This is a genomic window from Rhizobium sp. 01N447_2, from assembly GCF_056399245.1.
The window spans coordinates 67149-81000 of record NZ_JBFTQY010000014.1; the positions used below are offsets into that span (position 1 = coordinate 67149).

Below are 13852 nucleotides of genomic sequence, written 5' to 3' on the forward strand. Positions count from 1 at the left end.
ACCCTCAACCCGATTCCTGAATAGTCGCCGATGCTTGGGCTCCCTGAACGCCCGAGAGAACGATATCCTCGTCGATCACCGACAGCGCCCGGTTCAAATGTCCTTCGAAGACGAGGATCTGCTCGTCGGCCACTACCCTGATCTCGGGCATGCCTTCCATGCGCACGATATGCGACTGTCCCAGACCCTCTTCGATCCCCTGCCGAAGAAGGTCGTAATAACGCGTGCCCGGCCCAGTGATGGCGATCGGCATGCGCTCCGTCAGGCTCAGCATGCGCGACAGCCCGTTGCCGAGCGCCAGCCCCGCCTGGCGAAAGGCGAAGGCGGGGACGCGGTGGCCCTGGCGCGCCTTGGCAGCAATCTTGTCGAGTTCCGCCACCGGCACGAACTTTGCCGGAATCGTATCGAGCGGCACTTCGAAGGCGCTGCGCAGAATCGCGTAGAAACCGGCATAGGCCTCGATACAGCCGCGCGTGCCGCAGCGGCAGAGCCCACCATTGGCCATGTGCAGCATGTGCCCGAAATTGGGCGCCGATATCTCCTGGCCTGTCTGGTTCCCCCGCCTGACGATGCCGAGCCCGACGCTATGGCCGAGCGAAAGGGCGGCGAGCGAACGGAAATCGGCGCCCTTCACCATCTCCTCACGCTCGCCGAGCGCTGCTGCGACCAGCAGTGTCTCGTTGTCGAGGATCACCTTGGCCTGCCATTCCGGCCGGAGTGCCGATTCGAAATCGATCTGGTCGCTGCCGAAGATCGGCGACCAGACGAGAACCGGCTCGGTGGAATTGACCAGCCCCTTGCTGCTGATCGAGATCAGCAGCACCTTTTCCTGCGAAATCTTCGAACGATCGAGAATACGCAAAAGCCCGGCCCGCACCGCAGCGACGAAGCGGCCAGCACCTGCCGGATCATGCGAACGTTCCTCGCTGAAGCGGTCGATCAGCTTGCCGGCATAATCGACCAGCGAATATTGCACCGCATCCGAGGAGATGATGACGACGATGAGATAGCCGCAATCGCGCCGCTGGCGCAGCAGCACACGTGGCCGGCCGCGGCCGCTTGCCGGCTGATGTTCCGACTTCTCGATGATCTGGGCTTTTTCCAGCTCAGTGGTGATGGCCGAGATGGTGGCCGACGACAGCCCGGTGAAATCGGATATTTCGGTATGCGCGAGCGCACCATGGCGACGCAGCACAGACAGCACGAGCACGCTGTTTCTCTGCCTGACCAGCTCCGTGCTCGACTTGGTCAGCATGAATGCCGCCCTCTCTCCCTGCTTGCTCCACCCTTGGTTTCCACTGCATCTCCAGCCGATGTTTCGCAAGGAAATTAAGCTGGCAGTGCAGTGTTGACAGTTGAAAAAATCTCTGACACTAAATTTCTCGACTGTCGAGAAAAAAATCCGAACCTTTTCTCGACAGCTTTTCGCGGTGGCCGGAGGAAGCATGGGCTGGGCCGGTCGCAATCCACTCGGGAGGACATTATGAAGTCTATTTTGAAATTGATGGCAGGTGCTGCCATCCTCGTTTCCGTGCATACCGCTGCCATGGCTGCCGATCTCGTCGTCGGTGTTTCCTGGTCGAATTTCCAGGAAGAACGCTGGAAGACGGACGAAGCCGCCATCAAGAAGGCTCTCGAAGCCAAGGGCGCCAAGTATATTTCCGCTGACGCGCAGTCTTCTGCCGCAAAGCAGCTTACCGACGTCGAATCGCTGATCTCGCAGGGCGCCAACGCGCTGATCATTCTCGCCCAGGACTCCGATGCAATCGGCCCGGCTATCGAGAAGGCTGCCGCTGAAGGCATCCCCGTCGTCGGCTATGACCGCCTGATCGAAAACCCGGCTGCCTTCTATATCACCTTCGACAACAAGGAAGTCGGGCGCCTGCAGGCTGAGGGCGTTTTCAAGGCCAAGCCGGAAGGCAATTACGTCTTCATCAAGGGTTCGTCTTCCGATCCGAATGCCGACTTCCTGTTCTCGGGCCAGCAGGAAGTGCTGAAGGCTGCCATCGACGCCGGCAAGATCAAGAATGTCGGCGAGGCCTATACCGACGGCTGGCTGCCGGAGAACGCTCAGCGCAACATGGAGCAGTTCCTGACCGCCAACAACAACAAGGTTGACGCCGTCGTCGCATCGAATGACGGCACCGCCGGCGGCGCCATCGCTGCTCTCGACGCACAGGGCCTCGCCGGCTCCGTTCCGGTTTCCGGCCAGGACGGTGACAAGGCAGCCCTCAACCGCATCGCTCTCGGCACGCAGACGGTTTCCGTCTGGAAGGACAGCCGCGAACTCGGCAAACGCGCCGCTGAAATCGCTCTCGACCTCGCCGGCGGCAAGGACATGAGCAAGATCGACGGCGCCCAGGCTTTCAAGGGCGGCCCCAAGGGCGTGGAAATGCAGTCGGTGTTCTTGAAGCCGCTTGCGATCACCAAGGAAAACCTGAACGTCGTCATCGACGCCGGCTGGATCTCCAAGGCGGAAGCGTGCCAGGGCGTCAAGGCCGACAGCGTCGCTGCCTGCAAGTAAGCCAAGGCTTGTAAACTGGAATTGCCGGCGCCGCAGCGGAACACCGTTGCGGCGCCGGATGCGGATGAGAATTCCAACGACGAAGTTTTCTCCGCCTCGCCGCACCATCGCGGGTTTTCATTCCCTGCCGGAAGGGTGTCGCGACGCCACGCGACCGGCTTCCGGAAGCATCGCGATGGTGAGTTGAAGAACAGACGCATGACGCCGATGGCAGCCTCTAGCACTCCGGCGCGTCCGTCCAAACAAAATGGGGGAACGGCAAACCCATGGCCGAAATGGTAAAATCCACAACATCAAGCGGACCGCGAGCGGCGGAAGCCAGTCCGGTGACCCGCTTCTTCCGCGCCACAGAGATCGACACGCGTCTGCTCGGCATGATCGGCGCGCTGATCATCATCTGGATCGGTTTCCACATCATCACCGGCGGCCTCTTCCTGACCCCGCGCAATCTCTGGAACCTCTCGGTCCAGACGACCGACATCGCCGTCATGACGACGGGCATGGTGCTGATCATCGTCACCCGCAACATCGACCTGTCGGTTGGTTCCGTGCTCGGCCTCTGCGGCATGATCATGGGCGTGACGCAGGCCAAGATCCTGCCGGAATATATCGGCTTCGACAGCCCCTTCACCTGGGCGATCACGCTGCTGGTCGGATTGGCGGCAGGTTGCCTGATCGGCGCCTTCCAGGGCATCATCATCGCCTTCCTCAACGTTCCCTCCTTCATCGTCACGCTCGGCGGCCTGCTCGTCTGGCGCGGCGCCACCTGGCTCGTCACCAGTGGCCAGACGGTTGCGCCGATGGACCAGACCTTCCGCATCATGGGCGGCGGCGCCGAAGGCTCGATCGGCGCCACCTGGAGCTGGATCGTCGGCATCTGCGCCTGCCTCTTCGTCATCGCAAGCATCGTCGGCTCACGCCGGCAGCGCCGGCGCTTCGGTTTCCCACGCCGGCCGATGTGGGCTGAATATTTCCTCGCCATCCTGAGCTGCGTGCTCATCCTCGGCGCGGTCTGGATCGCCAACAGCTATTACTGGCCGATCAACATCGCCAAGAAATATGCCGAAACCAACAATATTCCCTGGCCCGAAACCGGCCTGGATATCCCCTACGGCATCGCCGTGCCGGTGTTGATCGCTATCGTCGTCGGCATCATCATGACCTTCATCGCGACCAGGCTGCGCTTCGGCCGCTACGTCTTCGCCATCGGCGGCAACCCCGAAGCGGCAGAACTCGCCGGCATCAAGACCCGCTGGGTCACCGTGCGCATCTTCGCGCTGATGGGCATTCTCGCGGCCATCGCAGCGGCGATCTCCACCGCGCGTCTCAATGCCGCGACGAACTCGCAGGGTACGCTCGACGAGCTCTACACCATCGCCGCCGCCGTCATTGGCGGAACGTCGCTGGCAGGCGGCACCGGCACGATCGCCGGCGCCATGCTCGGCGCGCTCGTCATGCAGTCGCTGCAGTCGGGCATGGTGCTCGCGCATGTCGATACGCCGCTGCAGAGCGTCGTCGTCGGCACCGTCCTTGTCGTGGCGGTCTGGCTCGACACCGTCTACCGCGCCCGTGCCAAGTGAGAGGAGCCCTAGACATGGCTGATCAACGCACTCCCCTCGTGGAACTGAAAAACATCTCGATCTCCTTCGGCGGCATCCATGCCGTGGACAATGCCTCGGTCGATCTCTACCCCGGCGAAGTCGTGGCATTGCTCGGCCACAACGGCGCCGGCAAGTCGACGCTCATCAAGATCCTCTCCGGCGCCTACAAGCGTGACGGCGGCGAGATCCTGATCAACGGCGAGCCCGCCGACATCCGCAATCCGCGCGATGCCAAGAAATACGGCATCGAGACGATCTACCAGACGCTCGCCGTCGCCGACAATGTCGACGCCGCCGCCAACCTCTATCTCGGCCGCGAGCTGAAGACCCGCTGGGGCACGCTCGACGACGTGGCGATGGAAGCCTCGGCCCGCGAGGTGATGGGGCGCCTCAACCCCAACTTCAAGCGCTTCAAGGAGCCGGTGAAGGCGCTTTCGGGCGGCCAGCGGCAGTCGGTGGCGATCGCCCGCGCGATCCTCTTCAACGCCCGCATCCTGATCATGGACGAGCCGACGGCGGCGCTCGGCCCCCAGGAGACGGCGCAGGTCGGCGAGCTGATCAAGCAGCTGAAGAAGGAAGGCATCGGCATCTTCCTCATCAGCCACGACATCCACGACGTCTTCGACCTCGCCGACCGCGTCTCGGTGATGAAGAACGGCCAGGTCGTCGGCCACGCCCGCACCGAGGACGTGACCAAGGACGAAGTCCTCGGCATGATCATCCTCGGCAAGGTGCCGTCAAAGGCCATCCCCGGCCCCGGCGCCATGCAGATCTGACCGCGCGCCAAGGCGACCCCGCAACAATCACACTCCGCCGCCCGCAAGGCCGGCGGAGTTTTTTGTAATCGTTCCCCAGGCTGGCGGATAAAAACACCCTGCAAAGTGCAAGCACCGGTATTTCTGAGAATTTCGCGATTGAAGCCAGCCGCAAGCTAGGCTAAGAACCACCCATCGGACAGGCGATTCAAACCGCCTTCGGCATGCACCCGTAGCTCAGCTGGATAGAGTGTTGGATTCCGATTCCAAAGGTCACAGGTTCGAATCCTGTCGGGTGCGCCACAAAACACATTGAAATTATTGAATTATTGCCCCCTTTACTTGCTCTTCCTCCGAGCGGCGACATCGGTAGCAAAAGGCGAACCGCGTCGAAAAACCCTTGTTTTCAGTATCCGCAAATTGCGGCCGAAGCCGGCGTTAGCACAGTGTTAGCGCGAGCCACCTAGTGTGGTGACGCCATGGGAAACCCGGTTGTCCGTTGAAAACAGGACAAGCAGAATGAAGACGAGCCCTGCCGCGGCTTACGGAGGTTACATGAAACTGGTTCTAGGCAGCGTAATATTGGCGTCTGGGATACTGCTATCCAGCCTGTCGGGATTCGCAGCTTCGGGCGGATGGCAGTCGGATGGGCAAGGGACGAGATACTGGCACGTCACTCCGCGGCCCGGGCAATGCAACATAAGCCAGGCGAAAAACCGGGCGCTTCGGGCCGGCATCTATCGTAGCGAGATTATACAGCAGGATGACAATGTCATCGTGCTTAGAGGTCTGGATGAATCGGGCGACCGGCGAACGATCGGTTTCGGCAACATCAGGGGGTGCCCTGAGTTGGAGAGCCATGAGGATAGTCCAAACTTCTGAGGACATATCTAGAGTTTGTTGAGCGAATTTTTCCAGTTCCGACCGAGGTACGCATTTCTGGGCAAGCGTCGCGTCTCTACCGATCGACGAGTCTGGCGGTTAACAACGCATTGAATGCCTCATTCCCAGCTGGCCCGCCCTATTGATTGATCCGGGTTTAAGGTCGATGCATGTTCTGGTCAGCCGCTAGGCGGGAGTTGAGGTCGCGTGTTCGGGAGACTGAAGGTCGGGAGCGGTTGTAACCGTTTCAGAGCGGCGGGGATTTCAGAGCAGCACACAATGCGCTCGATGCTCTCCTCCCGCGGGCGCAGGGTCCGATTGCGCTTGGGATGACCCGCAGCCTCAATTCGCCGAGCTTCCGCATCCCCCTGTTAGGAATTTGTTGACCATAAGCTGGCTTTACTGAGCGCGATGGATGCGGAATTTCCCGCACGTCGTCGAGTGTTTGGTGTGGGCGGGATTGTTCGTGTTGAAGTATCCAGTGCAAGGATTATCGGGCGGAGCCTTGGGCGGAATTGCCACGCTCCTGTCGCGTGCGGAACGGTTTGTCGCGAAGACCATTCTGCCGGCTCTGTTTGCGCTCCCGGCGCTTATCGGTTCTGCATCATTTGCCTCGGCGGAAGATCGCGCCCTGAAGCTGTTCTTTACCCATACGGGCGAGAGGGCCACGATCACCTACAAGCGGGACGGAAAGTTCGATCCGAAGGGCCTAGCCCAGATCAATCGGTTTCTGCGCGACTGGCGAAGGAATGAGCCGACCCGGATGGATCCCCGGCTGCTCGACCTGGTCTGGGAGGTGTATAAGCGCAGCGGCGGCAAGAACTACATCCACATCGTCTCCGCCTATCGTTCGCCCACCACCAACAACATGCTCCGCAACCGTTCGCGCAGCACGGGCGTCGCCAAGAAGAGCCAGCACATGCTGGGCAAGGCGATGGATTTCTACGTTCCCGGCGTCAAGCTTTCGACGCTGCGTGCGCTTGCGATGCAGATGCAGGTCGGCGGTGTCGGATATTATCCGACCTCGGGATCTCCCTTCGTGCATCTCGACGTCGGCAACGTCAGGGCTTGGCCCCGCATGTCCCGGCAAGAACTCGCGCGAATATTTCCGAATGGGCAGACGATGCATCTCCCGGCCGATGGCCGGCCGCTGCCGGGATACAATCAGGCGATTGCGAACTACAAGGAGCGCGTCGGCCCCTCCTCGATCCAGATCGCCAGCACCGCGGGAGAAGACGAAGACGCAGGAGCATCGACCAGGCCGAGCGGCGACACCACAGACAATAAGCTCGTGACCGCGCTTCTGCCTGCGCCCCGAAGCCGGGCATTGAATGCTCTGGCGCTGCAGACCGGCACGGTCGAGCGGGATGACAAACGATCCGCTCCGGCTCTTTCATCTTTGGCGATTCCGATACCGGCGATGCGGCCGCCCGCCCTCGAGCACGACGCGGGCGCAGATGACAAACTGGAGACTGCGTCGATCGGCCCAATTGATGCGCTTCCGGCTAAACCGACGCCTGCGTTGCCGGCCTACGCCCGCTTCGAACCCCTCCGTGTTGCACACCAGGCCTCCAAGCAGGGCGCTGATATGATCGCCTCCCTGCCCATGACCGCTTCCTGGGAAGAAGCAAGTTTCTTTGAACCGACGTCCGACGCGGCGCTGATGAAATGGGCGTTGCATTCTCCTGGCGAGGTGATGGGATTGAACGCGCCTCGCGTTTCTCCCCGCACGGTTCATCGTGAGGTCAATGCCGCGATAGCAGGTAAGGATATCATTCCGGTCGCCGCCACAGACCTGTTCGATGCGAGCCGGTTTGCATCGCCCCCGGAGGGCTGACCTCAATCGTCACGCAGCACGAAGCCGGTCAGAAGCGCCAGAACGACCATGGTGAGAACCGGGTTGGCGTTCCCGAGAAACCAGGCGCCGCCCAGCGCCAGAATCCTGTCGTGGTCGGGGCCTAACTGAAGACGACGTTACCCTTCGATGCGACCATCGCGAGGCTGCGCGCGCCACCAACAGCCGAGCGTCACCACGAAGGCGGGAAATCCATATATCAGCGTAGGATAGAGGGTCGCACTGCGGCCCTCTAGCATTTTTTAGCAAATACTAAAAAATCACCCCACCTTACAGGCGGTGCTCACGCATCGGCTCGAAAATCGGATTCGATTTTCCGGAACAATGAGGTTGATTCAATGTGTTAATGCGCTATCTCCGCGCCTGAAAAAGACGCGCGGACGCCGTAGTCTGGATAGTCGAACGACGATGACGATCGTTTTCGCGCGGGGGAAATTCAGACCAAAGTCCGACCCACCCCGGACTTCGTGCCCATACAAAACCTTCGATCACTGTAATAACAATAATATATTCTCAAGTAACGAGGCGAGACGATGTGAGAAACTGGGTCGACTTCATTGGATCGCATTTATGTGACGCCTTCTACTTAGAAAATGATATCCAGAAACTGGTTGTTGCTGACAATCTTTGCACTGAACCTTTCGAAAATATAGCACACATTCGGGATTCCCGTTTTCACAGGCAACCGCAGCTCTCTGTATCCCGAACTCGTCGGAGAGGTTCTCGATACCATGCCGATTCCTTCGATCGAACCGCAAATGGTGGCCGCCGTCTCATGGAACGGATGGTCGAAATCGAGCAGGTCGTGATGATCGTACAACGATCATCTGTAGCATCCGGTCCGGCGCGGCCGCTCGTTATCGAGCGCGGCATTGGCAGCGACACGAATCACCTTAAAGTAGGTAAATTTAACGATTAACATTAATAGGTGAGTATTTCTTAGAACTCTTCTAAGTAATTGTCACGAATTACAGGTGGTGCTAATAAACGGGCACCTTATCTCAAGTCACAAGGCGCAAAGCAATGAAGAGCGTATTGATTTCTGGCGGAGCTGGGTTCATCGGATCGCACTTGTGTGATCGACTTTTGCTGAGGACGGACATTCAGAAGCTGGTCGTTGTTGACAACCTCTGGACCGGGCTTTTCGAAAATACCGCGCACATCAGGGACCCCCGTTTCCACTTCGTGAAATCCGACGTCGAGACGCTGCAGACCTCGGATAAATTCGACGAAATCTATCACCTTGCATCCCCCGCATCGCCGCCGTGGTATATGAAGGAGCCGAAGAGAACGATCTCCGCCAATCTCCTCGGGGCGTTCCGGTTGCTCGACTTGCTGAAGAAGGGCGGACGTTTCGGTTTCACCTCTTCTTCCGAAGTCTATGGCGATCCTCTGGTGTCGCCGCAGCCGGAATCCTACAAAGGCCAGGTCGACTGCACCGGACCGCGCTCATCCTACGACGAAAGCAAAAGGTGCACGGAGTCGCTGCTGTTCGAAATGCAGCGTACCCAGGGGCTCGACGTCAAGATCGTCCGCCCCTTCAACATCTACGGTCCCCGGACACGTTCCGACGATGGTCGCGCGGTCTCCAACTTCATCACCCAGGCGCTCTCGGGCCGCCCGATTACCGTGTTCGGCGACGGCCTTCAGTCACGCAGCTGGGGCTATGTCGATGACGTTGTCGATGGTTTCGCACGATATTTCTGGATAAATGAAACCGACTATAAGGGGCCTCTGAACGTCGGCAATGATCGCGAGATTTCGGTTCTCGAAGTCGCGCAATATGTCTCCAAACTCGTTGGCGGCGTGCCGATCGTCTTCGAGACGTCACCGCCGCAGGACCCCACGAACAGACGGCCTGATTTGACCAACGCGCACTATGTCATGCCCGAGTGGTCGTGCAAAATCACCTACGAACAGGGCGTGGCGATGACGCTCGATTGGTTCAGGGACCAAATGAAGGCGCACGCTGCAGAATAAACCATAATGACTTTCGAGACTCGCGTCCTGGGTGCAGGTGGCGTATGTTCACGGTGCGATTGAGAGAGTGATGATGCGAGAACCAATTCCGTCCGATCTGAAGGATATAAGTTTTCCCATACCGATTCACTATCTCGATCTCGCCACCTCTCACCTCGATGCCGTTTCGCCCCCGGTCTCCGATGGGCTCGTGGTCTTTCTGTCGGATGGTCTTCCCGTAGGACAAGCCTATATCGAAAGGCCCGAGACGGCGTCGGCACTGGCCGAGCGCGTCGTGCGGCCCGAGACGCTCGAGCATGCGCGTCAAGTCGCGCAAACCCCTGTGTGCAACCGCGACGTCAGCATTCTGATTTGCACAAAGGACCGGCCGGAGGACCTACGCCGTTGCCTGGCCTCGATCCCCAAACAGTCGCTCAGCCCCGTCGAGATCATCGTGGTGGATAATGCCTCTGCAGGCGAGGCGACGCGTCGCGTGGTAGAGGAATCCGGCGCAACCTATGTCCGTGAAGATCGGGTCGGGCTGGATTATGCGCGCAATGCGGCGGTTCGCGCGGCGAGAACCGAATTCGTCGCGTTTACGGACGATGACGTGGTTCTCCACGAGCGATGGCTGGAGAACCTGATGAAGGGGTTCGATCTGCCGGAGATCGCCTGCGTAACCGGGTTGGTCCTTCCCGGAGAACTCGCAACGCCTGCACAGTTTATCTTTGAAAAGCATTGGAGTTTCGGCCGGGGCTATCTGCGGCAGGATTTCAATCAGGACTTCTATACCAGGGATACACGTTACGGCGCTCCGGTCTGGACGATAGGAGCCGGCGCAAGTCAGGCCATCCGCCGCAAGGTTTTCGACGAGATCGGCCTGTTCGATGTCCGCCTGGACATGGGCGCTGCCGGATGCTCAGGCGATTCCGAATACTGGAACCGGCTCCTCCATCATGGCCATGTCTGCCGCTACGAGCCGACGGCGGTAGCCTGGCACTTTCATCGCAAGGATATGAAGGGGCTCGCCAAACAGATCTACCAATATATGAGTGGCCATGTCGCAGCCCTGCTGGTCCAGTATCAGAACACAGGAAATAACGCCAATCTGCGGCGCATCCTGCTCTCGTTTCCGAAATATTACGCCGGGAGGGTCAAAAGACGGCTTCGCAAAGGCACGACGTCGCACGACGTCTTCCTGAAGCAGGAGATGCTCGGAAGCGTAAACGGCGCTCTCTACGTTCTGCGGCGATGGAAGAGGCCCGCATGGTGATCGCTGCGATGCCTGACATTTCATTCCTCATCCCTGCCTATAATGCAGACGACACGCTTGCCGAATGTCTTGCCAGCCTGCAGCAGCAGACGCGATCGAACTGGCAGGCCGTCGTGGTCGATGACGGTTCGACCGACCGCACTTGGGAGGTGCTTGAGGGCATCGCAAGAACGGACAGCCGCATTCGCCTCGCCCATCAGCCGAATGCCGGCGCCGCCGCGGCGCGAAACCATGCCGCAAGACTGGCAACCGCACCCCTGCTCTGCATGCTGGATGCCGACGACTGGCTGGATCCGACCTTCATCGAAAATATGCTGCCGGTGGCCGCCGATGCGTTTCCACCTGATATCGCCCATTGCGCTTACCGCCGTGTCGCCCCGGACGGCCGGCTGATGCGGGTAGAGCAGCCTCCCGTCCTGGCGGGTGATGTCGCCAAGCGTGAGTTCTCATCCTTTTGCGCGCTCGCCATCCATACGGTCGTTTTTCCCAAAAGCCTTTTCGAACATCTGGGAGGTATGGATGAGACCTTGCAGACGGGTGAGGATTGGGATCTCTGGCAGCGCATGGCCTTTGCAGGCGCCGAATTTCGCCGTGTCGACAAGTGCCTAGCTTTCTATCGCATGAAGGCGGGCTCGCTCTCCGGCGATCCTGTCAAAATGGTGCGTGACGCCGTTCGCGTGACGACGAAGGCGCAGACCCTCAGGATGCAGCAATGCCTGTCGGCCGAAGAGCCGGAGACCGGCTGGTTTACGCCCGCCCTCAGCCAGCTGCGCATGCTCGCCTGGGTCGTCTCGGCCAAGCTCGATCCGGCAACGGATGTTGCGGCCCTCGCATCGCTCCTGCCGGAAATGCCTGATGCCGCGGGCTACGAGGGCTTTCTTGTCGACGTGATCATGCATGGATTGCAGACGGGACTGTTCACCGATCGACCCGACGATCTCATCGATGCGCTCGACAAGTGGCGGCCGACTTTTCTTGCGCTCATCCAGCTGATCGAGCGGCATTCCTTCCCCGGCACCGGGCGGAAGATCATGGAGAACGTCAGTTGGCGGCTCACCGCCGCGAACCCTTTGCGCTCCTTCACGCTCGGTAATATCCAGGTGGTCAGCGTCGAACTCGGTGCACTTTCCAGGATCGCCAAGGCCGGGAAAGCCGATACGCTCGTCATGCACGCTTTATCAGGCGAACAGCATGTCGGCACCTTTGTCGGGCCGCTCTGGGGCGATCTTTCGGTCCGGGCGCAGATCAGGCTGATCATGCAGGAGATCCAGGCGGCAGAGCATCTGCAAACACCGCAAACGCTCGCCTATATCGGCTCCTGGACCAGAGAGGCGCTGCGCGGATACAGAGCCTTCGGCGGTCTCATCATCCGCAACGGCCGGCGGCGAGGACGTTTCGAACGGCTTTTGGTGCATGTCGGACGCAAGGCCCTCCTTGCCTCTGCGCCGAGCGATAAACAAGACAATGATGCCCGCCTGTCCGACATAAGGCGAGATCTCCAGCGCGATCCGGTTCCGCGCTTTTCAAGTTCCTCCGGGCCACAGCCGGAGGAAGGAAAGGCGGCTCCCCCCATTCGGTCGGAAGAAGAGTACTGGGAACATATCTTCGAACGCCCCGATCCTTGGAATTATGTCTCGGTCTACGAGCAGGTCAAATATGCGCAGACGTTGAGCCTGATCCCGGAAGGGATCGAGAAGGCTCTGGAACTCGCCTGCGCCGAAGGGATTTTCACCGAAAAGCTGGCCCGAAAGGTCGGCCGGCTGACGGCCACGGATATTTCCCAACGGGCAATCGACAGGGCGGTCGAGCGGTGCCGCGACCATAGCAACGTCGAGCTTCACGTTCTCGACTTCGTCAGACAAGATCTTCCACCCGAACAGGATCTCGTCGTCTGCTCCGAAGTGCTTTATTACATGAAGGATGAGGAGATGCTTGCGGCCGTCTGCGGTAAGATGGCCGCAGCGTTGAAGCCGGACGGCTACCTGATCACTGCCCACGCGCATATCCGCCGGGACGAACCCACCCGGACCGGTTTCGACTGGGGCAATCCCTTCGGTGTCGGCACGATCAAACAGGTTTTGGCCGCACAGCCAGGGCTGGTTCTGGAAGACACGATCGAAACCGAACTTTACGCCATCCACCGGTTCAGGAAAGGCTCGGTGGCCGATCCTTTGCTGCGGGTCGAGCGGCACGGAACTCCGTTGGACGCCGATGTGGCAAAGCACATCATCTGGGGGCCGGCTGGCGTTGAGCGTGAGGCGGCATGGACGACGGAGGTCACGACCTCGGTTCCCATCCTCATGTATCACAGGATCGCAGACGAAGGCCCCGCGGCACTCCGGCGCTTCCGCACGCCGCCCGAGATCTTCCGCAAGCAGATGCAGTTCCTTCGGCGCCAGGGTTATTACACGGTGACGGCGCAGACGCTTACGGATCTGCTGCGCAGCGGCAAGCCGATCCAGGGCCGGCCCGTCATGCTGACCTTCGACGACGCCTACCTGGATTTCCTGACGGACGCCTTCCCGATCCTTGCCGAGAATGATTTCAGCGCCGAGGTGTTCGTCGTGACCGACAAAGTCGGCGGTCGGTCCGACTGGGATTCGGCCTATGGAGAGCCGGCGCCGCTGATGTCGTGGTCGAACATTCAGCAGTTGCACCAAAAGGGCATCTGCTTCGGCTCCCATCTCGCATCCCACACGCCGGCCAGCGCGATTGATAACGAAGCCTTGCTCGCCGAAGCCATGTTGTCGCGCAATGCTCTGCAGAGCCGGCTGGGCGCCTCCGTGGAATCCATCGCACTCCCCTATGGCGCGACGGACTTCAGGGTCCCGGGCATTCTGGCGCTTGCCGGTTACGGTATCGGCTTCACGACCCAACCGGCGAAAGCCACCTTCTCCGATAATCTTTTCGGTCTGCCGCGCCTCGAAGTCCGCGGCGATCGTCCGCTTGAAAGCTTCCCTGAACTGACCGGCCTGCCGGGCGCGTTTATCGGATGACAAAACC

9 protein-coding genes, 1 tRNA gene and 1 pseudogene are annotated in these 13852 nt (G+C 60.0%); 9 read left to right on the forward strand and 2 right to left on the reverse strand.

Annotated elements, in window-relative coordinates; genetic code table 11:
- Positions 1–4: 4 nt before the first annotated feature.
- Positions 5–1255, reverse strand: coding sequence for an ROK family transcriptional regulator (locus AC1ECN_RS11385; RefSeq protein WP_130672962.1), 1251 nt, complete (start codon positions 1253–1255; stop codon positions 5–7).
- A gap of 228 nt (positions 1256–1483) precedes the next feature.
- Between AC1ECN_RS11385 and xylF the strand changes: the two genes are divergently transcribed.
- The 6 genes from xylF (at position 1484) to AC1ECN_RS11415 (ending at position 7599) form a co-directional block, all read left to right on the forward strand.
- On the forward strand, positions 1484–2524 hold the full coding sequence (gene xylF / locus AC1ECN_RS11390; protein ID WP_018073829.1) for a D-xylose ABC transporter substrate-binding protein: 1041 nt from the start codon (positions 1484–1486) through the stop codon (positions 2522–2524).
- A gap of 266 nt (positions 2525–2790) precedes the next feature.
- Entirely contained in the window at positions 2791–4104 is a 1314-nt protein-coding gene (locus tag AC1ECN_RS11395; protein ID WP_012758585.1) for a sugar ABC transporter permease, read from the forward strand.
- 14 nt (positions 4105–4118) lie between these two features.
- Positions 4119–4901 (forward strand): ATP-binding cassette domain-containing protein, encoded by a 783-nt coding sequence (locus AC1ECN_RS11400; protein WP_003561812.1) that lies wholly within the window; start codon positions 4119–4121, stop codon positions 4899–4901.
- A 205-nt stretch (positions 4902–5106) separates the two neighbouring features.
- A tRNA-Arg gene (locus tag AC1ECN_RS11405) sits at positions 5107–5183 on the forward strand.
- Positions 5184–5399: 216 nt separating this feature from the next.
- Positions 5400–5762, forward strand: coding sequence for a hypothetical protein (locus AC1ECN_RS11410; RefSeq protein WP_018073828.1), 363 nt, complete (start codon positions 5400–5402; stop codon positions 5760–5762).
- A 415-nt stretch (positions 5763–6177) separates the two neighbouring features.
- A complete protein-coding gene (locus AC1ECN_RS11415) occupies positions 6178–7599 on the forward strand; it encodes a peptidoglycan L,D-endopeptidase MepK (protein WP_130672963.1) in 1422 nt (473 codons plus the stop codon).
- Positions 7600–7610: 11 nt separating this feature from the next.
- On the opposite strand, the pseudogene AC1ECN_RS11420 reads toward AC1ECN_RS11415, so the two are convergent.
- Positions 7611–7811, reverse strand: a pseudogene (locus AC1ECN_RS11420) (ABC transporter permease); the annotation flags it as partial.
- Positions 7812–8640: 829 nt separating this feature from the next.
- On the opposite strand from AC1ECN_RS11420, the gene AC1ECN_RS11425 reads away from it, so the two are divergent.
- From AC1ECN_RS11425 to AC1ECN_RS11435, 3 genes are read left to right on the forward strand one after another with little or no spacing between them, the layout of a single operon-like run.
- Positions 8641–9597, forward strand: coding sequence for an NAD-dependent epimerase/dehydratase family protein (locus AC1ECN_RS11425; RefSeq protein WP_477952997.1), 957 nt, complete (start codon positions 8641–8643; stop codon positions 9595–9597).
- Between the two features lie 31 nt (positions 9598–9628).
- Entirely contained in the window at positions 9629–10849 is a 1221-nt protein-coding gene (locus AC1ECN_RS11430; protein ID WP_024319441.1) for a glycosyltransferase family 2 protein, read from the forward strand.
- Positions 10843–13845: a trifunctional glycosyltransferase/class I SAM-dependent methyltransferase/polysaccharide deacetylase gene (locus AC1ECN_RS11435; RefSeq protein WP_024319440.1), complete on the forward strand. Its 3003-nt coding sequence runs from the start codon at positions 10843–10845 to the stop codon at positions 13843–13845. The genes AC1ECN_RS11430 and AC1ECN_RS11435 overlap by 7 nt, the downstream gene beginning before the upstream one ends.
- Positions 13846–13852: the final 7 nt, after the last annotated feature.

Coding starts and splice junctions, on each gene's coding strand:
- AC1ECN_RS11425 (WP_477952997.1), top strand. CDS start 8,641: ATGAAGAGCGTATTGATTTCTGGCGGAGCTGGGTTCATCGGATCGCAC.
- AC1ECN_RS11400 (WP_003561812.1), top strand. CDS start 4,119: ATGGCTGATCAACGCACTCCCCTCGTGGAACTGAAAAACATCTCGATC.
- AC1ECN_RS11385 (WP_130672962.1), bottom strand. CDS start 1,255: ATGCTGACCAAGTCGAGCACGGAGCTGGTCAGGCAGAGAAACAGCGTG.
- xylF (WP_018073829.1), top strand. CDS start 1,484: ATGAAGTCTATTTTGAAATTGATGGCAGGTGCTGCCATCCTCGTTTCC.
- AC1ECN_RS11395 (WP_012758585.1), top strand. CDS start 2,791: ATGGCCGAAATGGTAAAATCCACAACATCAAGCGGACCGCGAGCGGCG.
- AC1ECN_RS11415 (WP_130672963.1), top strand. CDS start 6,178: ATGCGGAATTTCCCGCACGTCGTCGAGTGTTTGGTGTGGGCGGGATTG.
- AC1ECN_RS11410 (WP_018073828.1), top strand. CDS start 5,400: ATGAAGACGAGCCCTGCCGCGGCTTACGGAGGTTACATGAAACTGGTT.
- AC1ECN_RS11435 (WP_024319440.1), top strand. CDS start 10,843: ATGGTGATCGCTGCGATGCCTGACATTTCATTCCTCATCCCTGCCTAT.